19 protein-coding genes are annotated in these 23,926 nt (G+C 66.0%); 4 read left to right on the top strand and 15 right to left on the bottom strand.

What is annotated here, in order from left to right; genetic code table 11:
• Positions 1-11: 11 nt before the first annotated feature.
• The 5 genes from VEIS_RS19885 to badH all read right to left on the bottom strand — a co-directional run bounded on the left by VEIS_RS19885 (position 12) and on the right by badH (position 5,490).
• Positions 12-863, bottom strand: coding sequence for a branched-chain amino acid ABC transporter permease (locus VEIS_RS19885; RefSeq protein WP_011811800.1), 852 nt, complete (start codon positions 861-863; stop codon positions 12-14).
• Between the two features lie 162 nt (positions 864-1,025).
• On the bottom strand, positions 1,026-2,678 hold the full coding sequence (gene aliA / locus VEIS_RS19880) for a cyclohexanecarboxylate-CoA ligase (protein WP_011811799.1): 1,653 nt from the start codon (positions 2,676-2,678) through the stop codon (positions 1,026-1,028).
• 34 nt (positions 2,679-2,712) lie between these two features.
• A complete protein-coding gene (aliB, locus tag VEIS_RS19875) occupies positions 2,713-3,870 on the bottom strand; it encodes a cyclohexanecarboxyl-CoA dehydrogenase (RefSeq protein WP_011811798.1) in 1,158 nt (385 codons plus the stop codon).
• 27 nt (positions 3,871-3,897) lie between these two features.
• Positions 3,898-4,680 (bottom strand): 2-ketocyclohexanecarboxyl-CoA hydrolase, encoded by a 783-nt coding sequence (gene badI, locus VEIS_RS19870; RefSeq protein ID WP_011811797.1) that lies wholly within the window; start codon positions 4,678-4,680, stop codon positions 3,898-3,900.
• A 42-nt stretch (positions 4,681-4,722) separates the two neighbouring features.
• The gene (gene badH, locus VEIS_RS19865) at positions 4,723-5,490 is read right to left on the bottom strand and encodes a 2-hydroxycyclohexanecarboxyl-CoA dehydrogenase (protein ID WP_011811796.1); all 768 of its coding nucleotides are present in this window, start codon (positions 5,488-5,490) and stop codon (positions 4,723-4,725) included.
• A gap of 131 nt (positions 5,491-5,621) precedes the next feature.
• Between badH and VEIS_RS19860 the strand changes: the two genes are divergently transcribed.
• Positions 5,622-6,155: a MarR family winged helix-turn-helix transcriptional regulator gene (locus tag VEIS_RS19860; protein WP_011811795.1), complete on the top strand. Its 534-nt coding sequence runs from the start codon at positions 5,622-5,624 to the stop codon at positions 6,153-6,155.
• Positions 6,156-6,528: 373 nt separating this feature from the next.
• Here VEIS_RS19860 and VEIS_RS19855 read toward each other — a convergent pair whose 3' ends face one another.
• The 8 genes from VEIS_RS19855 to VEIS_RS19820 all read right to left on the bottom strand — a co-directional run bounded on the left by VEIS_RS19855 (position 6,529) and on the right by VEIS_RS19820 (position 15,848).
• The gene (locus VEIS_RS19855; protein WP_011811794.1) at positions 6,529-7,695 is read right to left on the bottom strand and encodes an acyl-CoA dehydrogenase family protein; all 1,167 of its coding nucleotides are present in this window, start codon (positions 7,693-7,695) and stop codon (positions 6,529-6,531) included.
• Positions 7,696-7,730: 35 nt separating this feature from the next.
• On the bottom strand, positions 7,731-8,894 hold the full coding sequence (locus tag VEIS_RS19850; protein ID WP_011811793.1) for an ABC transporter substrate-binding protein: 1,164 nt from the start codon (positions 8,892-8,894) through the stop codon (positions 7,731-7,733).
• 121 nt (positions 8,895-9,015) lie between these two features.
• Positions 9,016-10,179: an ABC transporter substrate-binding protein gene (locus tag VEIS_RS19845; protein ID WP_011811792.1), complete on the bottom strand. Its 1,164-nt coding sequence runs from the start codon at positions 10,177-10,179 to the stop codon at positions 9,016-9,018.
• 76 nt (positions 10,180-10,255) lie between these two features.
• Positions 10,256-12,112, bottom strand: coding sequence for an AMP-dependent synthetase/ligase (locus VEIS_RS19840; RefSeq protein ID WP_041951086.1), 1,857 nt, complete (start codon positions 12,110-12,112; stop codon positions 10,256-10,258).
• Between the two features lie 49 nt (positions 12,113-12,161).
• Positions 12,162-13,022 (bottom strand): ABC transporter ATP-binding protein, encoded by an 861-nt coding sequence (locus tag VEIS_RS19835; RefSeq protein WP_011811790.1) that lies wholly within the window; start codon positions 13,020-13,022, stop codon positions 12,162-12,164.
• Positions 13,019-13,897: an ABC transporter ATP-binding protein gene (locus VEIS_RS19830; protein ID WP_011811789.1), complete on the bottom strand. Its 879-nt coding sequence runs from the start codon at positions 13,895-13,897 to the stop codon at positions 13,019-13,021. The genes VEIS_RS19835 and VEIS_RS19830 overlap by 4 nt, the downstream gene beginning before the upstream one ends.
• On the bottom strand, positions 13,894-14,970 hold the full coding sequence (locus VEIS_RS19825) for a branched-chain amino acid ABC transporter permease (RefSeq protein ID WP_011811788.1): 1,077 nt from the start codon (positions 14,968-14,970) through the stop codon (positions 13,894-13,896). The genes VEIS_RS19830 and VEIS_RS19825 overlap by 4 nt, the downstream gene beginning before the upstream one ends.
• Positions 14,971-14,972: 2 nt before the next feature.
• Positions 14,973-15,848, bottom strand: a complete 876-nt coding sequence (locus VEIS_RS19820; RefSeq protein ID WP_041951085.1) for a branched-chain amino acid ABC transporter permease — start codon at positions 15,846-15,848, stop codon at positions 14,973-14,975.
• Positions 15,849-16,040: 192 nt separating this feature from the next.
• Here VEIS_RS19820 and VEIS_RS19815 point away from each other — a divergent pair, with 192 nt between their 5' ends.
• Both VEIS_RS19815 and VEIS_RS29145 read left to right on the top strand, forming a co-directional pair.
• Positions 16,041-16,838 carry a crotonase/enoyl-CoA hydratase family protein gene (locus tag VEIS_RS19815; RefSeq protein ID WP_011811786.1) on the top strand — a complete coding sequence of 266 codons (798 nt, stop codon included), beginning with the start codon at positions 16,041-16,043 and terminating at the stop codon, positions 16,836-16,838.
• A gap of 92 nt (positions 16,839-16,930) precedes the next feature.
• Positions 16,931-17,749 (top strand): hypothetical protein, encoded by an 819-nt coding sequence (locus VEIS_RS29145; protein ID WP_157048604.1) that lies wholly within the window; start codon positions 16,931-16,933, stop codon positions 17,747-17,749.
• Positions 17,750-18,167: 418 nt separating this feature from the next.
• On the opposite strand, the gene VEIS_RS19810 is transcribed toward VEIS_RS29145, so the two are convergent.
• Positions 18,168-19,901, bottom strand: a complete 1,734-nt coding sequence (locus VEIS_RS19810; RefSeq protein WP_041950216.1) for an MFS transporter — start codon at positions 19,899-19,901, stop codon at positions 18,168-18,170.
• A gap of 119 nt (positions 19,902-20,020) precedes the next feature.
• Positions 20,021-20,257, bottom strand: a complete 237-nt coding sequence (locus VEIS_RS29140; RefSeq protein WP_232287759.1) for a hypothetical protein — start codon at positions 20,255-20,257, stop codon at positions 20,021-20,023.
• On the opposite strand from VEIS_RS29140, the gene VEIS_RS19805 reads away from it, so the two are divergent.
• A complete protein-coding gene (locus VEIS_RS19805) occupies positions 20,256-23,870 on the top strand; it encodes an indolepyruvate ferredoxin oxidoreductase family protein (protein ID WP_011811782.1) in 3,615 nt (1,204 codons plus the stop codon). The two genes, VEIS_RS29140 and VEIS_RS19805, sit on opposite strands and share 2 nt — an antisense overlap.
• Positions 23,871-23,926 lie beyond the last annotated feature (56 nt).

Here is a 23,926-nt window from a genome sequence, read left to right as displayed (position 1 = left end):
AGCTCCTGCGCTCAGGTTCGGCTGCCGGCCAGCCCGGAGGGCTTGCAGATCAGGATGGCGATCATGAAGATGAAGGGCAGCAGCACCGAGACCCCGGGCATGTACACCGCGCCGATGGCCTGCACCATCCCCAGCAGCAGGGCGGCGGCAAAGGCACCGGCCAGCGAGCCCAGTCCGCCAATGACCACCACCACGAAGGAGTCGATCAGCACGTCCGAACTCATGTGCGGCGACAGGGACAGGAACGGTGCCGCCACCACACCCGCCAGGCCCGCCAGCGCGCTGCCCAGGCCCACGACGACGGCGCTGATGAGGTCGGTGTCGACGCCTTGCATGGCGCTCGTGACCGGGTCCGTGCTCGCCGCGCGCACATACAGGCCGATCTTCGACAGGCGCAGCCACAGCGTCAGGCCGACGGCGACGAGGGCCCCCACGGCGATCACGCCCATGCGGTAGGCGGGTACCTCGTGGCCCAGAAGATGGACCGGGAAGTCGAGCAAATCCGGTGTGAACAGGGAGTGGTTGCCCTTGCCCCAGATGAATGCCACCAGGTCTTCCAGAATCAGCAGCAACCCGAAGGTGACCAGCATCACAGTCAGCGGTTCGCGGTCTTGCAGCAGGCGCAAGCCATAGCGGTCCAGCAGCAGGCCGACCACGGCCATGGCGGCCGGCGCGGCCAGCAGCGCCAGCCAGAAATTGCTGCGCAGCGCCACGGAGTAGCCGATGTAGGCGCCCAGCATGTAGAGCGCACCATGCGCAAAGTTGACCACGCGGCGCAGGCCGTAGATCAGCGCCAGCCCCGAACTCATGACGATCAGCAGCGCGCCGTACACCAGGCCGTTGAACAGATGGATGCTCAGCATGGCAAGGCTTTCAGCGTGCCGCCGTCCGTTCCGGCACGGCGGCGAAGGGAGCCGCTGCCGGGGTTCCTGGCCATCTCCGCGCCCAGGCAAGCAGTCCCCCACCCATCCCCCCATCGGGTTCTGCGGGCGCCAGGGCGTGCCGGCATGGCCTTGTCGTCCACCTCATGGGCCCCCGTGCAGTTCTTCGCGCAACATCTCGCGCAGCTTGAATTTCTGCATCTTTCCGGACGGCGTGGACGGAATCGATTCGCGCACCACGAGACGTTCGGGGATGTACTGGGCCGCGACCTTTTGCGAGCGCAGGAATTCCACGATGGCGGGCAGGTCCACGGTCTGGCCGGCCTTGGGCACCACGACCGCGCAGGCGCGCTCGCCCAGGCGTTCATCCGGGTAGGCGACGATGGCCGCCAGGGCAATCGCAGGGTGGCGGTACAACAGGGATTCGATCTCGACCACCGGGATGTTCTCGCCGCCGCGGATGATCACGTCCTTGCTGCGGCCGGTGATGCGCACATAGCCCCGTTCATCGATGCGCGCCAGGTCGCCGGTGTCGAACCAGCCCTCGGCATCGGTGCCGTTCAGGTGGGGGCGCCCGAGGTAACCGCCAAAGTTCGAGCAGGAGCGCACGTAGAGTTTGCCGGCCTGGCCCGCCGGCAGGGGGCTGCCGTCGGTATCGACCACCTTCAGTTCCACGCCAGGCAGCGGGCAGCCGTCGGTGTTGATGGCGCGCTCGTCCTCGTCGTCGAGCCCGATCGTGGTGACCGCGCCGTTTTCCGTCATGCCCCAGGCCGACACGATCTTGCTGCCCAGCACGCGCCGCGCTTGTTCCACCAAGGGGCCAGGGATCGGGGCGCCGGCGCACAGGAAGATCTTGAGCGTCGGGACCGTCTTGCCCGATTCCTGCACATTCCTGGCCAGATCGGTGAGGAAGGGTGTGGACGCCATGGTGAAGCCCACCGCCTCGCTGCGGATCAGGTCGATGGCGCGCAGCGGCTCCCAGATGTCGAGCAGCACCACGCTCTGGCGCAGCAGGATGGGCATCATCAGCCCGTACATGAAGCCGGTCTGGTGCGCCATCGGCGAGGCCATCAGCACCACATCGCCGGCACCGAGTTTCAGGCGCCGGGCGTAGGGGATGATGTTGGCCATGAGGGTGTTGGCCGTGTGCATCACGCCCTTGGGCTCGCCGGTCGTGCCCGAGGTGTAGATCAGCTGTGTCACGTCATCGGGGCCGGGGCGGTGCCGGGTCAGGATGCCGAGCGCGTCCTGCGCCGCTTCCCAGGCCGGTGCGCTGAGCAGTTTCTCGAAACTGTTGTCGCCGGCGCCGCCGACCACGACCACATGCTGCAGGTCGGGCAGCGCGGGCCGCAAGGCGGCGACCATGGCTTCGAAGTCGAACCCGCGAAACATCTTGGGCACGATCACGACCCTGGCCTGGCCATGTTTGAGCATGAATGACAGTTCGTGCTCGCGCAAGATGTGCATCAGCGGGTTCATGACGGCGCCAATGCGCGAACACGCCAGATAAGTGACAGTGAACTGCCACCAGTTGGGCAACTGGCAGGCCACCGTGTCGTTGCGGCGCACGCCCAGGCGGGTCAGGCCGACCGCTACGCGGTCCGCCATGGCGGCCAGTTCGCGGTAGGTCATGCGCTCGACGGCGCCACTGTGCGCCTGCACGGCGGTCAGGGCCAGTTTGTCCGGGCAGTGGGCGACACAGGCGTCGAGTTCGGTGTTGATGGTTTTGTCGTGCCACAGGCCCTGCGCCACGCTGGCGGCACGGCGGGGGGCAATCAGTACGGCGTCGAATTCCATGGCCCTTGTCTCCTCGTTTTTTGCCGTATGCGTTTCAGGCGGGCACGAACTGGCGGCCGGCGCGTGTGCGGGCAATGATGGTTTTCATGATCTGGGCGGTGCCGTCGCCGATCTGGAAGCCCAGCACGTCGCGCAGGCGCTGCTCCATCCGCCCCCGGTCGTAGCCGCCATGCCCATGGCACAGCAGGCATTGGTGAATCGCGTCGTAGGCCAGTTTGGGGCCCCACCACTTGGCCATGCCGGCCTCGGCGGTGTGCGGCAGGCCCTGGTCCTTGAGCCACAGGCCCTGCAGGCACAACAGGCGCGCGCCCTCGACCTCGGTGTCGTACCGGGCCAGCGGGTGCGTCACGCCCTGGAATGCCGACAGCGGCTGACCGAACGCCTGGCGCCCGGTGATGTACTGCCAGGTCTCTTCGAGCGCCGCGCGCGCGACGGACAGGCATTGCAGGCCAATCAGCGAGCGCGAAAAGTCAAAGCCCTGCATGACCTGAACGAAGCCCTCGTTCTCGTCACCCAGACGGTGATTCAGCGGAATGCGCACGTTCTCGAAAAAAATGGATCCGCGGCCAATGGCGCGCTGTCCATGGCAATCGAAGCGGCGGGTCGTGATGCCGGGGGTGTTCATCGGCACCAGCAGCGCGGTCACGCCGTGGGCGGCCGACCCGGGCGTGCCCGTGCGGCCGAACACCACGGCGATGTCGGCCTGGTCGGCGGCCGAGATGGAGGTCTTTTCGCCATCGACGACGTAGCAGTCGCCATCGCGGTCGATGCGCAGACGCAACCGGGCGGCGTCCGAGCCGGCGTGCGGTTCGGTCAAGGCAATCGCGCAGATGGCCTCACCCCTGGCCAGTTTGTGCAACCAGGGCGTGGCCACCTCGGGCGCACCGTACCGGGACAGGATTTGCCCGTTCAGGGAGGCCAGCAGGTTCAGGTAGGAAAAACTCAGGTCGGCGCGCGCGATCTCCTCGTGGATCACCCCCGCCGCCAGGCAACCCAGCCCCTGGCCACCCAGTCGTTCCGGCAACTCCGGGCAGATGAACCCGAGCGCGCCCATTTCCCGCAGCAGCGCGCGATCGAGCACGCGATGCTGGTCGCGCTCCAGAAAACCGGGGGCGACCCGGCCGCGTGCAAAGCGCCGGGCGTGCTCGGCCAGCGCCTGCAAGTCTTCGTCGACATAGGGGTTCGGAGGCATCGTTTTTTTCCAATGTCGCTGCGCGGCTTACTTGGCGTACTTGCGGAATTCGGGCTTGCGCTTTTCCCTGAGCGCGTTGGCGCCTTCGCGCGATTCTTGCGTGTCGTAGTACAGCTTGAGCGCGTACATGCCCAGGCCGGCGATGCCGGCCTGGTGGGCGGTGTCGGCATTGAAACTGCGCTTGGCGATGGCCAGCGCCGTCGGGCTGCGCTCGCACAACTCCTCGCCGATCTTTTGCACTTCGGCGTCGAGCTCGGCGTGCGGAAAGCAGAAGTTGGCCAGACCCATGGCGACGGCCTCGGCACCGCCGTAGCGGCGGTTCAGGTACCAGATTTCGCGGGCTTTCTTCTCGCCCACCACGCGGGCCAGGAAGGCGGTGCCGTAGCCGGGGTCCACCGAGCCCATTTTCGGGCCCACCTGGCCGAACTGCGCCTTGTCCGAGCAGATGGTCAGGTCGCAGATGGTGGCCAGCACGTTGCCGCCGCCGATCGCATAGCCCTGCACGCGGGCGATCACGGGCTTGGGCACGTCGCGGATGGCGCTGTGCAGTTCTTCCATCGGCAGACCGATGGTGCCGCGCCCGTCGTAGTTGCCGCTGTGGGCCGACTGGTCGCCACCGGTGCAGAAGGCCCGGTCGCCGGCGCCGGCGAGCACGATGGCGCCCACTTCGCGGTCGTAGCCGGCCTTGTTCAGCGCCGCGATGAGCTCGTCGCAGGTCTGGCCGCGAAAGGCATTCATCTTGTCGGGCCGGTTGATCGTGATCCAGGCCACGCCGTTGCGCACTGCGTACAGGATGTCTTCGAAATCCATGGTGCTCCCTTGGGGTGAATGCTTGCCTTGAGCGGGCGGGGTTCAGCCGTGCATGGTCAGGCCGCCGGAGACGCTGAGGACCTGGCCCGTGATGAAGCTGGCGTCGTCGCTGGCAAAAAAGGCAATGGCGCCGGCCAGGTCTTCGGGCCGACCCAGGCGTCCGAGCGGAATGGCGCTTTTGAAAGCCTCGATGAGCTTGGCCGGGTCGCGGGCGCCTTCGGCCATGCCCGTCAGCAGGGCGGTGTCGGTCGGGCCGGGGCAGACCACGTTGACCGTGATGCCTTGGCGGGCATGTTCGCGGGCCAGGGTCTTGGACAGTGCCACCAGAGCGCCCTTGCAGGCGGAGTAGACGGCCTCGCCGGAGGAGCCGCCACGCGCCGCATCGGACGCGATGTTGACGATGCGGCCGGCTCTGCGCTGCACCATGCCGGGCAACACCGCATGGTGCATGTGCAGCGCGCCGGTCAGGTTGATGGCAATCAGTCGCTCCCACTCGGCGGGCACCGTCCTGGTGAAGGGCTTGAATATGTCCCAGCCGGCGTTGTTCACCAGCACGTCGATGCGGCCCCATCGGGCGATCGTGGCGGCGACGGCGCTGTCCACCCGGGCGCGGTCGGTGATGTCGCACTGGAACGCAACGGCGGCTCCGCCCGCGCCCTGGATGGCATGCGCCACTTTTTGGGCGGCCTGCAGGTCCATGTCAAACACCGCCACCTGGGCGCCATCTTGCGCCAGACGCCGGCAGGTGGCACCGCCGATGCCGCCGCCGCCGCCTGTCACGATGATGGTCTTGCCGTCCAATGGCGCCATGGGCTACTCCTGATGTCTGGTTGATATGCTTGCGCGAGCGCCATTCGCTTGCCGGCCATGTGCGTAAACATATTTACTTATGTTATTGATGTGACAACACTGATGCAAGAGTGCATCCGGAAGGAATCGCTATGGAAAACCCTATGAATAAGGAAAATTCGACGCGCATGGATCTGGCCAACCGCCTCTTCTTTCGTTTGTATCAATGTGCCAACATGTTGCATAAAACGGGAACGAAGGCCGTGGAGGAAGAGGGCCTGACCACACAGCAATGGGCGGTTTTGGGCGCCTTGTCGCGGCCGAATGCCGAAGCCGGAATGGGTGTCGGAGATCTGGCGCGCTACCTGCTGGTCAGTCGCCAGAATCTCTCGGGTTTGATCAGTCGCATGGAGCGCGACGGGCACATCGCCATTGCTCCGGATGGACGCGATAGGCGGGCGCGGCTGGTCACGATGACCGAGTCCGGGCGCCATGTCTGGAACGTATTGGCGCGGCCAAAAATTCGCTCGTACTATGAGCGGGCCTTGTCTGACTTTTCGATTGGCGACATGGCCCACTCACTGCACTACCTGCTCAAGCTGCTGGAGAACATGAAAAAGCTCGATGGTGAAGCAGAAAGCAGCAGTCTCGACAACTACCCCGCCGCACAGCGCGGCGCCATCTGAACCGCCGCAGCCCCGGCAAATCGCCCTCCGGCGCCGGGCGCGGCAAGCCCGGGCCCCAACCCAAGTCATCGGGCAAAGCCGGGCTGCGGCCGATGGGCGCGCGCGAGGGCTACAGGGGTCGCCGTGGTCACAGGGGCTGCGCCCGGTGCCGAGGGGCCGCGCCCGGTGTGGTCGTCACCGATCCGGGGGGCGCACCATGCCGGACGCCGGACGCCGAACGCCGAACGCCGTGCGCAGGCGTTTTGCTGCGCGGCGCCCGGGTGCCCACGGGTGGGGCGGCAAGCGTTCTGACTCAGGGGCCTATCCGGCAGCCACCGGGTCAACCGGGTCAACCGCGTCAGCGGCGTCAACCGCGTCAGCGGCGTCAACCGCGTCAGCGGCCGGAAAGTCCCATCGCGCGCGCGATCACTTCTTTCATGATTTCGTTGGTGCCGCCATAGATGCGCTGCACGCGCGCGTCGGCGTAGGCGCGGGCGATCGGGTATTCCCACATGTAGCCGTAGCCGCCGTGCAGTTGCACGCATTCGTCCATGACCTTGCATTGCAGGTCGGTGGTCCAGTACTTGGCCATGCTGGCGCTGGCGCTGTCGAGCTTTTGTTGCAGCAGCAGTTCGCAGCATTTGTCGACGAACACGCGCGCCACCTGCACCTCGGTCTGTAGCTCGGCCAGGGTGTAGCGCGTGTTCTGGAACGCGGCCACGGGCTGGCCGAACACCTGGCGCTGTTTGACGTAGTCCACCGTCGAGTCGATCGCGGCCTGGGCTGCGGCCACGGCGGTGATGGCGATCTGCAGGCGCTCCCAGGGCAACTGCTCCATCAGGCAGATGAAGCCGCGCCCTTGCAGCGCGGGGCCGCCCAGCAGGTTCCCGGCGGGCACGCGCACGTTGTCGAAGAACAGCTCGGCGGTGTCCTGTGCCTTCAGCCCCACCTTTTTCAGGCGCCGGCCTGCCTCGAAGCCCGGCATGCCGCGTTCGACGAGCAGCAAGCTGATGCCCTTGGCGCCGGCGGCCGGGTCGGTCTTGGCCACCACGATCACCAGGTCGGCATGCCAGCCGTTGGTGATGAAGGTTTTGCTGCCGCGCAGCAGATAGTGGCTGCCGTCCGCGCTTTGAATGGCCTGGGTCTGGATGCCTTGCAGGTCGCTGCCGGCGGCCGGCTCGCTCATCGCGATGGCGCCGATCATGGCCCCGCTGGCCATTGGCGGCAGGTATCTGGATTTTTGCTCTGCGCTGCCGTAGCGCAGGATGTAGGGCGCGACGATCTCGCTGTGCAGCCCGAAGCCGATGCCGGTGCAGCCGGCGCGGGCGATTTCTTCGATTTGCGCGACGGCGTAGAGCTGGTCGGCCCCGGCGCCGCCGTATTCCTCGGGCATGCTCATGCACAAAAAGCCGTTCGCGCCGGCCTGCTGCCAGACCTCGCGGCTGACATGGCCCTGGTCTTCCCATGCTGCGTGGTGCGGGCTGATTTCTTTGTCGATGAAGCGGCGAAAGCTGTCGGCAAATGCCTGGTGCTCGGGCCGGAACAAGCTGCGTTCGATCATGTGGTGTGCTTTCGAGAACCCGGGGGTTCACTGTTTCAGGGCTGGATGTAGTCGGACACTACCTTCCACTTGCCGTCGACGATTTGCGACAGGCGCGCCAGGCTGCTGCCCAGGCGTTTTTGCGGGCCGTAGCTGGCCTCGGCGCTGCCGAAGATGTCGGGCGCGATGAGCATGGTGTCCATGGCCGCGATGAAGCTGTCGCTCGTCAGTCGGGGGCCGGCTTTTCGGGCTGCGCGAACGAACACATCGACCACGCTGTAGCCGTAGACCGAGAACACGCTCGGGTCTTCGTTGAACCGGGTCTTGTACTTGTTGGCCCAAAAGCGCAGCGGCTGCGAGGCTTCATCCAGATAGGGGTGCTGCACGGTCATCGTGGCGTACAGGCCGTCCATGGGCTTGCCGCCGAGCTTGTGGATCAGGTCGGTGTAGGCGGCCGAGGTGCCCAGGAAGGCGGGGCTGAAGCCGGTTTTGCGCGCCTCGCCGATGGTGCCTATGGTTTCGCGGATCACCGTGCCCAGGATCACGAGGTCGCAGCCGGCGGATTTCATCTTCGCCACCTGGGACGAGAAATCGGTGGCGCCGCGCTTGTACGTGGTCTTTTCGGTGAACTCCAGGCCCATGGCCTTGAGGGCCGCCTCGCCGCCGCGCATCACCTCCAGGCCGAACTCGTCGTCCTGGTAGATGGTGCAGATCTTGCCGGCGTTCTTTTCCTTGATCAGCCGGGGCGCTGCCAGGCGGATCTGGTCATAGTAGGAAACGATGAACGCATATTTGAGCCTGTGCCAGGGTTCGTACACTTCGCGCGCGCCGGTCAGGGGCAGAAAGTTGATGACGTTCTTGCTGAACTGCACGGGCATTGCGGCCAGGTTCTGGGCCGTGCCGATATGCCCGATCATGATGAAGATCTTGTCCTGGTTGACCAGCTTTTGCGCCGCCAGCACCGCCCTCTTGGGGTCGTAGCCCGAGTCCTCGACTTTCAGATCGAGCTTGCGGCCGTTGACGCCGCCCTGTTCGTTGGCCTCGTCGACGCGCAGCAGCATCCCCAGCCGCGCCTGCTTGCCGAAGCCGGCCACCGGGCCGGAGAGGTCTTGTATCGAACCCAGTGTGATGCTGTCCCTGGCAACGCCCTGGGTCTGCGCACAGGCGCCGGCCATGGCCAGGCTGGCCATGATCGATGCGGCAAGGTGATGAAGTGTCATGGTCGGACTGTTTTGCAATGGAGGAACCGGGTTGGTTGGCCCCGGGGGCGCCGTATTTCCCGGGCAGGCTGATGCATGAAAAGCCGTTGGCTCGGGGGCTGCCGCCAGACCTCGCGGCGGTTCAGGGCTGGATGTAGTCGGACACCACCTTCCACTTGCCGTCGACGATTTGCGACAGGCGCGTCAGGTCGCTGCCCAGGCGCTTTTGCGGGCCGTAGCTGACCTCGGGGTTGCCGAAGATGTCGGGCGCGATGAGCATGGTGTCCATGGCCGCGATGAAGCTGTCGGTCGTCAGTTGGGGGCCGGCTTTTTGGGCTGCGCGAATGAACACATCGACCACGCTGTAGCCATAGACCGAGAACACGCTCGGATCTTCGTTGAACCGGGTCTTGTACTTGTTGGCCCAAAAGCGCAGCGGCTGCGAGGCTTCATCCAGATAGGGGTGCTGCACGGTCATCGCGGCGTACAGGCCGTCCATGGGCTTGCCGCCGAGTTTGTGGATCAGGTCGGTGTAGGCGGCGCCGGAGCCCAGGAAGGTGGGGTCGAAGCCGGTTTTGCGCGCCTCGCCGATGGTGCCTATGGTTTCGCGGATCACGGTGCCCAGGATCACGAGGTCGCAGCCGGCGGATTTCATCTTCGCCACCTGGGACGAGAAATCGGTGGCGCCGCGCTTGTACGTGGTCTTTTCGGTGAACTCCAGGCCCAGGGTCTTGAGGGCCGCCTCGCCGCCGCGCATCACCTCCAGGCCGAACTCGTCGTCCTGGTAGATGGTGCAGATTTTGCGGGCGTTCTTTTCCTTGATCAGCCGGGGCACTGCCAGGCGAATCTGGTCGTAGTAGGGGACGAAAGACGAATACTTGAGCCTGTGCCAGGGTTCATACATCTCGCGCGCGCCGGTCAGGGGCAGAAAGTTGATGACGTTCTTGCTGAACTGCACCGGCATTGCGGCCAGGTTCTGGGCCGTGCCGATATGCCCGATCATGATGAAGATTTTGTCCTGGTTGACCAGCTTTTGCGCCGCCAGCACCGCCCTCTTGGGGTCGTAGCCCGAGTCCTCGACCTTCAGATCGAGCTTGCGGCCGTTGACGCCGCCCTGTTCGTTGGCCTCGTCGACGCGCAGCATCATCCCCAGCCGCGCCTGCTTGCCAAAGCCGGCCAGCGGGCCGGAGAGGTCTTGTATCGAGCCCAGCGTGATGCTGTCCTTGGCGACGCCCTGGGTCTGCGCACAGGCGCCGGCCATGGCCAGGCTGGCAATGATCGATGCGGCAAAGTGATGAAGTTTCATGGTCGATTTCTCCTGCAGTGGATCAGTGGTGACGGGACGATGCCCGGGGCGGCGGGGCGGGGCGGCAGCATTTTTCCTAGCGGTACATGGCCTCGATCTGTGCGGCGTATTTGCTCTGCACCAGTTTGCGCTTGAGCTTCATCGTCGGGGTCAGTTCCTCGTCCTCGGCCGAGAGCCGGGTGTCGAGCAGGAAGAATTTCTTGATCTGCTCGACGCGCGCAAACCGGGCGTTCACGCGCTCGACGTCGGCCTGTATCAGCGCCTGCACCGCGTGCGAGCGGGTCAGGCTGGCGTAGTCGGAAAAGGGCACATCGTGGTCTTGCGCGTACTTCTCGACGTTCTCCTGGTCGATCATGATGATCGCCGTCAGGTAGGGGCGGGCGTCGCCGATCAGCACCGCGTCGGTAATGTAGGGGCTGAATTTGAGCTCGTTTTCCAGTTCGCTGGGGGTGATGTTCTTGCCGCCTGCGGTGATGATGATGTCCTTCATGCGGTCGGTGATGCGCAGGTAGCCGTCGGCGTCGATCTGGCCCACGTCGCCGGTGTGCAGCCAGCCGTCGGCGTCGATGGTCTCGGCGGTTTTTTCCGGCAGGTTCAGGTAGCCCTTGAAGACATTCGGGCCGCGCACCAGGAGCTCGCCGCTGGCCGCATCCACGCGCACCTCGTTGTAGTTGGCCGCCAGGCCGATGCTGCCGGGCTTGATGCGGCTGGCGGGCATGTTGGTGGCGGCGCCGCAGGTCTCGGTCTGGCCCCAGACTTCCAGCATCGGCACGCCCAGGGCCAGGTACCACTTGATCAGTTGCGGCGATATCGGCGCGGCCCCGGTGATCAGAAAGCGCGCCCGGTGGATGCCGATGAGCTTGCGCACGTTGTTCAGCACCAGCCAGCGCGCCAGCCAAAATTGCAGCTTGGGCACGGCGCCCACGCGCTGGCCTGCCAGCACCAGGTCGGCGATGCGCATGCCCACGCCGATGGCCCAGCGATAGGCCGCTTGCTGCAATCGGCTCGATTCCTGCAGCGCGATCATCACGCCGGAATAGGACTTCTCCCACACCCGGGGCACGGCGGTGAGCAAGGTGGGGGCGATCTCGCGCATGTTCTCGGGCACGGTGTCGGGGTTTTCGACAAAGTTCAGGCGCGCGCCGGTGTACAGCGAAAAATACTCGCCGCCCATGCGCTCGGCAATGTGGCACAGCGGCAAAAAGCAGACCAGTTCGTCGTCCTCGGTGCGCGCAATCCATTGGTTGTAGCCGCGCACGGTGTAGGTCAGCGCGCGGTGGGTGTGCATCGCGCCCTTGGGCTTGCCGGTGGTGCCCGAGGTGTAGACCAGGATGGCCAGGTCTTCGGGCCGGCAGTCCTGCACGCGGCGCTCCAGCGCATCCGGGTGCTGCTGGCTCCAGGCCCGGCCCAGTGCGCGCAGCGCATCGAGGCCCAGCACGCCCGGGTCGTCGAGGTGGCGCAGACCGTCCATGTCGAAGACGATGATCTTGCGCAGTCCGGGCAGGTCCGCGCGCACCGCCAGCGCCTTGTCGAGCTGCTCGTCATCTTCGACGAACAGCACGCTGGTGCCCGAGTCTTGGCTCAGGTAATGCACTTGCGCCGCAGCGTCGGTGGGGTAGATGCCGTTGGCCACGCCGGCGCAACTGAGTATGGCCAGGTCGGCCAGCACCCAGTCGGTATTGGTGTTCGACAGGATCGAGGCGCAGTCCCCCGGCGCAAAGTCCAGCGCCATCAGGCCGCAGGCGATCTCGCGCACGGCCTGGGCCGCTTGGTTCCAGGTCCAACTGCGCCAGATGCCCAGGTGCTTTTGCCGCAGCCATACGCGCGGGCCGCGCTGAGCCACGCCGTTCCAGAACATCGCGGCAATGGTCTCGCCGGCCAGCACGTCGGCGCAGTGGGGCTGCAGGTGGTTCAGATTCCAGAGGTTGGACATGCCAGGCTCGCGCATGGATGGGGGGATTTGCTTGGCGCCATGGTGCGGGCTATCTCCAGGTCTTTTTCTTTTTCCAGCGCCGTTCGCCGCGCACGCCGGTGTCTTTCATGCCCAGGTAGAACTCCTTGATGTCGTCCTTCTCGCGCAGGCGCTCGCAGCGGTCTTCGGTGACGATGCGGCCGTTTTCCAGCACATAGCCGTAGTCGGACGCATCGAGCGCCATGCCGGCGTTTTGCTCCACCAGCAAGACGGTAGTGCCGCGCTCGCGGTTGATGCGCACGACGATCTCGAAGATCTCCCGGGTGAGCTTGGGCGACAGGCCCAGGCTGGGCTCGTCGAGCAGGATCAGCGCCGGGTTGGCCATCAGCGCGCGCGCCAGCGCCAGCATCTGCTGCTGCCCGCCCGAGAGCAGGCCCGCGTGCTGCGCGGCGCGCTCCCTGAGGACGGGCCAGTAGCCATACACCCGCTCCAGGTCGCGCGCCACCGCGTCGCGGTCGCTGCGGGTGTAGGCGCCCATCATCAGGTTGTCGCGCACCGACAGCAGGGCGAACACCTCGCGCCCTTCGGGCACATGCACCAGGCCCCGGCGCACGATGGCCGCCGGGTCGCGGGCGGTGATGTCGCTGCCCTGAAACCCGATGCTGCCCCGCAACGGGGCCATGATGCCCGAGATGGTCTTCAGGATGCTCGTCTTGCCCGCGCCGTTGCTGCCCAGCACTGTTGCGATCTGGCCGCGCCGCACCTGCAGGCTGATCCCGCGAATGGCCTTGATCGGGCCGTAGGCGCTCTCCACGTTCTGCAGGCTCAGCATCGGGGCCTGGTCGTCGGCGGTGCGGGCATCCGGGCGCACGGGAGTACCTGCGCCTTCGGCTGCGGAATGCGGGCCTTCGGGCGGCCGGGCGGCGCTCATGCGCTCGTCCTTGCGCCGGGGCTGGCCGGCGGGCGGCGCAGCGGGCCTGAAGTGTCGCTGGCCGTGTCGGCGCGGCCCAGGTAGGCCTCGATGACGCCGGGGTGCGACTGCACTTCGCGTGGGCTGCCCATGGCCAGCACCTGGCCATGGTTCATCGCCAGCACCCGGTCGGACACCCTGGAGACCAGCGCCATGTCATGCTCGACCATCAGCACGGTGATGCCCAGCGCCTGCTGTATGTCCTGGATCCAGAAGGCCATGTCGTCGGTCTCCTCCACATTCAGGCCCGACGAAGGCTCGTCGAGCAGCAGCAGGCGCGGCTCGGTGCACAGCGCGCGCGCCAGTTCCACCACCTTGCGCACGCCATAGGGCAGGCCGGCCACCAGTTGGTCGCGGCAATGCTGCAGATCGAGGAAGTCGATGACCTGCTCGACCTTCTCGCGCGCGCGCATCTCGGCCGCGCGCACGCGGCGCGTGAACAGCAAATCGGCCCACAGCCCGGTCTCGCGGCACCGGTGGCGGCCGATCAGCAGGTTGTGCAGCACGCTGGCATGCTCGAACAGTTCGATGTTCTGGAAGGTGCGCGCAATGCCCAGGCCGGCCACCATGTGCGGCTGCTGGCGCGTCAGTTGCAGCATTGCGCCGTCCGGCCCCGCATAGGCGATGCTGCCGGTGCTCGGCCGGTAGATGCGGCTGATGAGGTTGAACAGCGTGGTCTTGCCCGCGCCGTTGGGGCCGATGAGCGTGAACACCTCGCCGCTGCGCACATCGAAGCTCACGTCGTTGACCGCCAGCACACCGCCAAAGCGCAGGCTGAGGTTGCGCACGCTGAGCAGCACGCCGCTGTCGTCCTGGGGGGCTGCCGGCGTGGTCATCGCAAACGCTCGGATTTCTGGAACGACCGCTGCCGCTTGAACATGCCCCGGCGGTAGAACGGAAACATCTGCAGCCAGGTACGCAGCTTGAGCCAGCGGCCATACAGACCCATAGGCTCGAACAGCACGAAAGCGATCAGCACCGCGCCATAGACCACGGCCTGCAACCCGGGCGCCTGGCCGATGGTGGCGGGCAGCCAGTCCTTGCCCAGCGCGATCAGTTGCGGCATCGCAATCAGGAACAGGGCCCCCAGAAAAGCGCCGTGCACCGAGCCCAGCCCGCCGACCACGACCATCAGCAGCAGGTCGATCGACTGCATGATGCCGAATTGGTCCGGCGAGATGAATTGCAGCTTGTGCGCATACAGCGCGCCGCCGATGCCCGCCAGCGCCGCCGACAGCGAAAACGACAGCGTCTTGTAGCGCGCCAGGTGAATGCCCATGCTCTGCGCCGAGATCTCCGAATCGCGGATCGCGACGAAGGCCCGGCCCGTGGGCGAGCGCAGCAGGTTCAGGACGGCCAGCGTACAGACCACGGTCAGACCCAGGCACAGAAAATGGAAAGCGGTGCCGGACTCCAGGCTCAGGCCCCAGACCTGCGGCGGCGCCAGGTGCTTGCCGGCATTGCCGCCGGTGACCGACTCCCAGCGGGCAAACAGCTCTTCGACGATGAACCCGAACGACAGCGTGGCCATGCCCAGGTAGATGCCCTTGACGCGCAGCGCGGGCAAGCCCACCACCCAGCCCGCCGCAGCGGACAGCGCGGCGGCGCAGACCAGCGCCAGCGCAAACGGCCAGCCGATGCCGGTCAGCCCGGCCTGCGTGTACGCCCCCACGCCCAGAAAGGCCGCATGACCGAGCGAAAACAGGCCGGTAAAGCCGGCCAGCAGCATCAGCCCCAGGCCCACGATCGCATAGATCAGCACGAAGCTGAGCTGCGCCAGCCAGTATTCCTGCACCACCCAGGGCGCCAGCACCAGCGCCAGGCACAGCAGCCCGTACCAAAAGACATGCCCGCCATGCCGGGCCAGCCGCAGATCCTGCGCGTAGGAGGTCTTGAACAGAAAGCGCATCGTCAGACTTTCTTGCGCAACGGCTCGCCAAACAAACCATTGGGGCGCAGCATCAGCATGACGAGCACCACGATGAAAGCGGCAATGTCCTTGAAGCCCTCGGGCAGGTAAAAGCCCGACAGCGATTCGACGATGCCGATCAGCAGGCCGCCGACGATGGCCCCGGGCAGGCTGCTGAAACCGCCGACCACGGCGGCCGGAAAGGCCTTGAGCCCGATCAGCCCCATATTGGCGTGCACGAAGGTGACCGGCGCCAGCAGCAGCCCGGCCACCGCCGCCACCGCCGCCGCCAGCGCCCAGACCAGGCCATCGAGGCGCTGCACCGGAATGCCCATGTAGTACGCCGCCAGTTGGTTCTGCGCGGCGGCCTGCATCGCAACGCCCAGCTTGCTGTAGCGAAACAGCGCAAACAGCGCCGCGCACAGCAGGCCCGTGGCAAGCATCACCACCAGTTGCCCGGCGCTGAGCACCAGCGCGCCGAGGCGAAAGGACAGGTCCTGGTATGGCACGGGCAGTTGGTGCGTCTCGGTGCCGATGACCGGGATCATGGTCACCAAGCCACGCAGCACGTAGCCTATGCCTATGGTCAGCATGACGATGGAAAAGGCCGGCTGGCCCAGGATGGGGCGGATCACGGCGCGCTCGAGCCCCATGCCGAACAGCCCCATGGCCGCAATGCTGGCAGGCACGGCCAGCCAGAACGGAAAGCCCGCCACCGTCATCAGCGCCAGCGCGCAGAACGCGCCGAGCATCATCAGCTCGCCCTGCGCAAAACTGACGGTTTCCGTGGCCTTGTAGATCAGCACGAAGCCGAGCGCCATCAGGCCGTAGATGCAGCCTTGGGAGATACCGCTGATCAACAATTGCACGAATTGCACGAACTGCACGGGCTACTCCCGGGCCCTCCAGGATGTTTTTACGAAGCGGTTGCTTTGCATAAATAATGGTGCCCGTGCCGGCCCCGTACCGCACTCGGGGCTAACCCTGAGTGACCCTGCGCATGGCGCTTGCTGCGCGCAGCAAGGCTTGCGCGCCACCTCAGCGCCCCCCGAAGAACGCAGGAGCCTCTCATGACAGTACTGGTACAAACCCGCCATCGTGTCACTTTGGTGACATTGCACCGCCCCGATCGGCGCAACGCCGTCGACGCCGCCACCGCACAGGCGCTGCACGCCGCATTCCTGGCGTTCGAGCAGGACGACGCGGCCGATGTGGCCGTCTTGCATGGCGCGGGCGGGCATTTTTGCGCCGGCTGGGATCTGCAATCCGGCGCGCGCCTGCAGGCGCAGGGCGTCACGCCCGAGGCGCTGGCCGACACGCTGGACTTCGAGGCCGACAGCGCCAACCCGCCAGGCCCGATGGGGCCGAGCCGGCTGCAACTGAGCAAGCCCGTGATCGCGGCCATCAGCGGCGCGGCGGTGGCCGGCGGCATGGAACTGGCGCTGTGGTGCGACCTGCGGGTGATGGAAGAAGACGCCTACTTCGGCATCTTCTGCCGCCGCTTCGGGGTGCCGCTGATCGATGGCGGCACCGTGCGCCTGCCGCGCCTGATCGGTTTGTCGCAGGCGCTGGACCTGATCCTGACGGGCCGCAAGGTCGAATCGGCCGAGGCCCTGCGCATCGGCCTGTGCAACCGCGTGGTGCCTTCGGGGCAGGCGCTGGAGGCGGCGCTGGCGCTGGCGCAGGAACTGGCCGCCTTCCCGCAAGCCACCTTGCGCGCCGACCGCGCCAGCGCGCTGGCAGCGCAGGGCCTGCCTGTGCCGCAGGCCCTGCTGCAGGAATGGGCCACCGGCCGCCACTGTCTGGCCCAGGCGCTGCACGGCGCCAGCCGTTTCAGCAGCGGGCAGGGGCGCCATGGCCAGTTTTGAGCGTCGGCCCTTTCCGCGCCCGATCGTGTCAGAGCAAAGTTCTGCGGTGCGGTTTGGCACTGGCCGCCCCCTGTTGTTGCTGTCAAATATCCATGGCAACGCGCTTCTGGACGGTATTGCCGATTCATGTCGGTGATATGATGGCGCATCAAATTTCTCACGGCTCGGAGAACGACATGACAAAGGTGGAGATGGAATTGAAATATTTCGAACGTATGGCATCATTGGCAAAAATGCCACTGATGCCGAACACAATCAAACAAAAGAAACCGCCTGCGCCCGACATTGAGTGTTCGATTCAAGATGTTGGCCCCCTCGCCATTGAACTGGTTGCACTTGATTCTAAAAATACACAGACACGGTTGAATAATATGTTTAGGACATCCGATTGTTGGGAGGAGGCGCTCAAGATGAGGCCACTCATGGAACAGGAACGGCTTCGTGTATCGTGCAAAAATGTTTTCTTGAGACTTGAGATCAGCAACGAAGCTGGAAATCGGAACCGGAGGGAATTGATGAGATCGATCCAAGAGGAGTTGCTCAAAAGACCAGATGATTTCGTTGGTGAATTGTATGATTCAGAGGAATTCCCGGATAATTGTCAAGGTGTAACTGTGATTCGTTATGATGATATCACGGATGGGCCGCAAATATCTGCACCATCAGATTTCGAAAATCTGCATCCGCTGCAAATCGAAAAGATCAAAGAAAAATTAACCAAAAAGACCTATGAAACGTCGAATCCATTGGATCTGTTTGCGTATTCTATATTTGATGGAATTAATATCTATGTAGACAGGCTGGTCGAGATTGATGCGTGCGTAAACGAACATCTGGCAGATTCCCGGTTTCGACGCGTGTGGGTGTTTGACTTAGCGCTCGGAAAACTCGAAAAAACTTATCATCGGTGAAGTCGCCGACATATCAAGCGCGTCGGCTCGCTCCAAGCGTTGTCGCGCACATGGTCAAAGACGGCGCAATCCTCACCGGTCAGCCCGACTTCGCGGCCGATTTCAGCCAACAAAGAGCTGAGTTTAATGCGCTACGGTGGCCGGATAATGGTTATCAGATCACGGATATGCGCTGTCGTCGAGGCAATGACCCGCATCAGTCTGTGCCTTGATCCAACCGTCCTGCTAGCCTGTCAAGGCGATGGTTTTGTGCACGATCGTGTCATGAGGAATTCTCCTGAGCAGCGCCCGATCTCGTCGCCGATGGCGGCATGACACACCACCGCGCCAGCGCAGGCAACGAGCGCGTCGCCTGCCGGCGGGCTACGCCAACGGGCCCGGGGCCAGGCCGCTGGCGTTCCGGGGGAGCAGGCCGGACTCAGCGCTGCACCAGCAGGCGCGAGACCACGGGCGGTGTGTCCCGGGTGTGGAACGCCAGTTTGCGCTCGCGCAGCGCCACGTCGTGGGCGGTGACGCGGTCGAAGCGGCGCAGGTGCTCGGTCCAGGATTCATCCTCGATCTGCTCGACATAGCGCGCGGGGTCGGTGATATCGTGCTGTAGCTGCCAGGCCAATGCGCCCTGGCGCAGGCGGCTGCGCCGGCTGTCTTGCATCAGCGCGCGAAATTCCGCCGCGCGCGCCGGGTCGATGAAGTATTCGATGGTCACCACCACATGGCCCGATTCCGGCGGGATGTCGAGCACCGGCGCCTTGAAGGCGCGCGAGGGGCTCAGGTCTTCTTCGATGCTGCGGTCGGCCACCAGGCGCTGCACCAGCAGCATCGCCAACACCCCGGAGAGCGCCGACAGCCCCAGGCTCAGGTGCACATTGCCGAGCGTGGCCACCTGGCCCCACAGCGCGGCGCCCAGCGCGGTCGAGCCCATGATGGCCATCTGGTAGATCGACATGCCCCGGGCGCGCACCCAGTTGGGCAGCGCCAGTTGGGCCGACACGCTCAGCGAGTTGGCCGTGGTGATCCAGGCCATGCCGCCGATGAACATCGCCGGCACGGCCACCTGGACATTCGGCGCGATGGCCATCACCCCGGTGGCCGCCGCCTGCAGCAGGGTGCCGCGGATCACCAGCGTGTCGCCCGCCATGGCCTGGCGCAGGCGCGGCAAAAACAGCGCCGCCGAGATCGCCCCCGCGCCCATTGACGCCAGCAGCAGCGTAAAGGTGCCGGCGCCGCCGCCCTCCAGCCCCCGGGCCAGCAGCGGCAACAGCGCCAGCAGCGCGGTGGCGTGCAAAAAGAAGATCGAGATGCGCCACATCACCGCCCTCATGCGCGGCGACTGGCCCACGAATTGCAGGCCCACGCGCATCGCGCTGGGCAGGCGCTCGCGCCCCAGCGGGTTGGGCACATGGACGCGCTTCCAGCGCATGATGACCAGGCCGGACAGCACCGACAGCACGGCATTGAGCACGAACACCCAGGCGCTGCCCGCGCTGGCAATGATGGCCCCGGCCAGCAGCGGGCCCATGATGCGCGAGGCATTCATGGCCACGCCGTTGAGCGCCAGCGCCGCAGGCAACTGCGCGCGCGCGACCAATTCGGGCACGATGGCCGCGAACACCGGCCAGCGCATCGCCAGACCGATGCCGTTGGCAAAAGTCAGCGCCAGCAGCAGTGGCGCCGTCATGCCGCCGGCCAGGATGGCCAGGCACAGCACCAGCGCCACGGCCGCAACCCAGAACTGGGTGACGATGAAATAGCGCCGCCGGTCCAGAATGTCGGCCAGCGCGCCGCTGGGCAGACCGAGCAAAAACACCGGCAGCGTGGACGCCGACTGCACCAGCGCGACCAGGATCGGCGAACTGGTCAGCGTGGTCATCAGCCAGGCCGCCGCCACATCGTTCATCCACATGCAGGTATTGGCCGTCACCCAGGTCAGCCACAACATGCGGAACACCGGAATCGTCAGCGGCGCCAGCGCAGTCATCGACGCGCTCTGGCCCAGCGGCGCCGCGTCCTGCGCCAGCCGCGCGGCCACGGATTCTTCCGTGCCCCGGGCCCGGGCGGCGCACTCGGCTGCGGCTGCGGCTGCGGCATCGGACGAGGGCGCAGGCCCGGGGGGTTCGGCAGTCGATTCGGGGGGGGACGCAGCGCTACGCATATCTTCTTTGACGGGCGCAGCGCTGCGCGGGTGTGCTTCGGGGGCGCAGCGCTGCGCGTGCTGGGGGTGAAAGGAAGGAAAACCTGTCCGTGTATTGTGCAACGGCTTGCCGCGCATCGTCATACACTGGGCCTGCACACACCGGGCACGCCCACCAGTGTCGCGTCACCGATCAGATGTCGTAGGCTGCGCGCAGCCATCGGAGCGCAGCGCAAGGCGCATCGCGCAGCCCATACCGAGCGTATTGGCAAGCGATGCAACGCCGCGATGCGCTTCGATGGCCAGCGCAGACCGACAGATGATCGGTGACGCGACACCAGGCGTGGCCGGGTGGCAAAGCCATTGGAGACCGCCATGAACGCGCCCCTGCCCGAATCCATACGCCAGGCCATGGCCACGGTGAGCCTGGACGACAAATACACGCTGGGCGCAGGCCGGGCGTTCATGAGCGGGGTGCAGGCGCTGGTGCGTCTGCCGCTGCTGCAGCGCCAGCGCGACGCGCTGGCGGGGCTGAACACCGCCGGCTTCATCAGCGGCTACCGCGGCTCGCCGCTGGGCGCTTACGACCAGGCGCTGTGGGCGGCGAAAAAACACCTGGCGGCCAGCCATATCGTGTTTCAGCCCGGTGTCAACGAAGAACTGGGCGCCACGGCCGTCTGGGGCACGCAGCAGCTCGATCTGTACCCGCAGGCCAGGAAATACGATGGCGTGTTCGGCATCTGGTACGGCAAAGGCCCCGGCGTGGACCGCTGCGCCGATGTGTTCAAGCACGCCAACATGGCCGGCACGGCCCGGTATGGCGGCGTGATCGCGGTGGCGGGCGACGACCATCTGAGCAAAAGCAGCACGGCCGCGCACCAGAGCGACCATATCTTCAAGGCCTGCGGCACGCCGCTGTTTTTTCCGAGCAGCGTGCAGGACATTCTGGACATGGGCCTGCATGCCTTTGCGCTGAGCCGCTTTGCCGGCCTGTGGTCGGGCCTGAAGACGATTCAGGAAGTGGTGGAGTCCTCGGCCAGCATCGCGCTGGACCCGGACCGGGTGCAGACCCGGCTGCCCGAGGACTTCGTGATGCCTCCGGGCGGCCTGCATATCCGCTGGCCCGATGCGCCGCTGGAGCAAGAGGCGCGCCTGATGGACTACAAGTGGTACGCAGCCCTGGCCTATGTGCGTGCCAACCGGCTCAACCACAACGTGATCGAAGGCCCGAACGACCGCTTTGGCATCATCGCCAGCGGCAAAGCCTACAACGACATGCGCCAGGCCCTGGCGGACCTGGGCCTGGACGAGGCCACCTGCCGCCGGCTCGGCATCCGCGTGCACAAGGTGAATGTGGTGTGGCCGCTGGAGGCATCCATCACGCGCAGCTTTGCCCAGGGCCTGCAGGAGATTCTGGTGGTGGAAGAAAAGCGCCAGGTGATCGAATACCAACTCAAGGAAGAGCTGTACAACTGGCGCGCCGACGTGCGCCCGAACGTGCTGGGCAAGTTCGACGAGCCCGAGGGCGACGCCAGCGGCGGCGAATGGAGCATGCCCAACCCCAGCCGCAACTGGCTGCTGCGCGCCAAGGCCGACCTGACGCCGGCCATCATCGCCCAGGCACTGGCCCGGCGCCTGGGCAAGCTCGGCCTGCCCGGCGACATCATGGCGCGCATCGCAGAGCGCATCGCCACCATCGATGCCAGAGAACGCGCGCTGGCCGCCCTGACGGTGGACACCGGCGAGCGCACCCCCTGGTTTTGCAGCGGCTGCCCGCACAACACCAGCACCCGCGTGCCCGAAGGCTCGCGCGCGGTGGCCGGCATCGGCTGCCACTACATGGCCAACTGGATGCCCGGGCGCAACACCGCCACCTTCACGCAGATGGGCGGCGAGGGCGTGACCTGGGTGGGCCAGCAGCCCTTCAGCACCGAGCGGCATATCTTTGCCAACCTGGGCGACGGCACCTACTTTCACAGCGGCCTGCTGGCCATCCGCCAGAGCATCGCCGCAGGCGTCGACATCACCTACAAACTGCTCTACAACGACGCCGTGGCGATGACCGGCGGCCAGCCGCTGGGCGAGCGCCCCGAAGGCCATTCGGTGCTGCAAATCATGAACACCTTGAAGTCCGAGGGCGTGGCCGAGCTGGTCATCGTCACCGACGAGCCGCGCAAGTACCGCAGCGTGGCGCTGGCCGAAGGCGTGAGCGTGCACCACCGCGACGCGCTCGACAGCGTGCAGCGGCGCTTGCGCACGGTCGCCGGCTGCACCGTGATCATCTACGACCAGACCTGCGCCACCGAAAAGCGCCGCCGCCGCAAACGCGGCCTGCTGGCCACGCCCGACCGGACGGTGCTGATCAACGAATTGGTCTGCGAGGGCTGCGGCGACTGCTCGGAGCAATCGAACTGCCTGTCGGTCGAGCCGGTGCAGACGGCCTTCGGCCGCAAGCGCCGCATCAACCAGAGCAGTTGCAACAAAGACTACAGCTGCATCAACGGTTTTTGCCCGAGCTTCGTCACGGTGCAAGGCGGCAAGCCCAGGAAGCCGGAGCAGAAAAAGCAGACCAGCCAGGGCGGCCAGGGCGACCGGTCGGCACTCCCTGCGCTGCCCGAGCCCGTGCTGCCGGCGGCCGAAAGCGCCTGGGGCATCGTGGTCGGCGGCGTGGGCGGCACCGGCGTGATCACCATCGGCTCGCTGCTGGGCATGGCGGCGCACCTCGACGGCAAGGGCGTGATCACGCAGGACGCCGGCGGCCTGGCGCAAAAGGGCGGCGCCACCTGGAGCCACATCCAGATCGCCAACCGCCCCGAGGCCATCCACACCACCAAGGTGGACACCGCCAAGGCCGACCTGGTGCTCGGCTGCGACGCCATCGTCGCCGCGCACAAATACACGCTGGCCGTGATGCAGCCGGGCCGCACTTTCGTCGTGCTCAACACCCATGGCACGCCCACGGCGGCGTTCGTCGGCAACCCCGACTGGCAATTTCCCGGCGCGCACTGCGACAGCGCCATCGCCGCAGCCGTGGGCGCCGACCAGGTGGGCCGGCTCGACGCCGGGCAACTGGCCACCGCGCTGCTGGGCGACAGCATCTACGCCAACCCGCTGCTGCTGGGCTACGCCTGGCAAAAAGGCCATGTGCCGCTGACCCTGGCCGCGCTGATGCGCGCCATCGAGCTCAACGGCGTGCAGGTGCAGGACAACCAGGCTGCGTTCGACTGGGGCCGCCGCTGCGCGCATGACCTGGCCTCGGTGCAGGCCCTGTTCCAGAGCGCGCAGATCGTGCAATTCGTCAAGCGCCCCACGCTGGGCGAACTGTTGGCCCAGCGTGCGGCCTTCCTGACCGGCTACCAGAACGCCGCCTACGCCGCCGACTACCAAGCCTTCGTCGCCCGGGTCAGCGCGGCCGAAGCCCGGCTGGGCAGCGCCAGCACCCCATTGTCCGAGGCCGTGGCGCGCTACCTGTTCAAGCTGATGGCCTACAAAGACGAGTACGAAGTGGCCCGCCTGCATACCGACCGGGCGTTCACCGACCAGATCGGGCGCATGTTCGAGGGCGACTACCGGCTGCTGCACCATCTGGCGCCGCCGCTGATCGCCAGGAAGAACGACCGGGGCGAGCCGATCAAGCGCACCTTTGGCCCCTGGGTGCGCAGCGCCCTGGGCCTGCTGGCCAGGATGAAGGGCTTGCGCGGCACAGCGCTGGACCCGTTCGGCAGGACCCCGGAGCGCCGCACCGAGCGCGCGCTGATCGTGCAATACCGCGCCTGCATCGAAGAACTGCTGGCCGACCTGAGCGCAGACCGGCTCCCGCTGGCCGTGGAGATTGCCTGCATCCCGGAAGAAATTCGCGGCTATGGCCATATCAAACAGCGGCATCTGGACACCGTGCGTCCCCGCTGGGAGCGCCTGATGGCGCAATGGCGCGAAGGGCGCGAAGGACGCCGGGCGAAAACCGCCCCGCCCGAACGCCATGCCGCCTGAAACGCCGGCGCTGGTCCACTGCCAAAGGGTTCACTGGGGTACCTTCACCTTCACCT

Source organism: Verminephrobacter eiseniae EF01-2, from assembly GCF_000015565.1.
Classification (GTDB): domain Bacteria; phylum Pseudomonadota; class Gammaproteobacteria; order Burkholderiales; family Burkholderiaceae_C; genus Acidovorax; species Acidovorax eiseniae.
Note: the sequence above shows the minus strand (reverse complement) of the source record. Positions and strands in the feature narration are given on the sequence as shown.